This window comes from Stenotrophomonas sp. SrG, assembly GCF_050031795.1.
Lineage (GTDB): Bacteria > Pseudomonadota > Gammaproteobacteria > Xanthomonadales > Xanthomonadaceae > Stenotrophomonas > Stenotrophomonas rhizophila_A.
This window is the reverse complement of sequence record NZ_JBNBBE010001468.1, coordinates 1-234: the sequence shown is the minus strand read 5'-3', so window position 1 is coordinate 234 and position 234 is coordinate 1. Positions and strand designations below refer to the sequence as shown.

Here is a 234-nt window from a genome sequence, read left to right as displayed (position 1 = left end):
GGCCAGGCCAGCTCGGCGTCCTGGCTGCAGAAGGTCGCCAACGCCCTGGGTCCGGGCGAGCCGCGGCACGTGATCGTGTTCGCTGCCCTGGTCACCGGTTTCGCGGTCTTCTATACCGCGCTGGTGTTCAACTCGCAGGACACCGCCGACCACCTGAAGCAGTCGGGCGCGCTGATTCCGGGCAGCCGTCCGGGCACGGCCCCCGCCGAGGCCATCGACGGCGTGCTGACCCGC

At 71.4% G+C, this 234-nt stretch carries 1 pseudogene; it reads left to right on the top strand.

Features of this window, described 5'->3' with window-relative positions:
• Window positions 1–234 (top strand): annotated as a pseudogene (gene secY, locus ACQG3P_RS24290) (preprotein translocase subunit SecY); the annotation flags it as partial.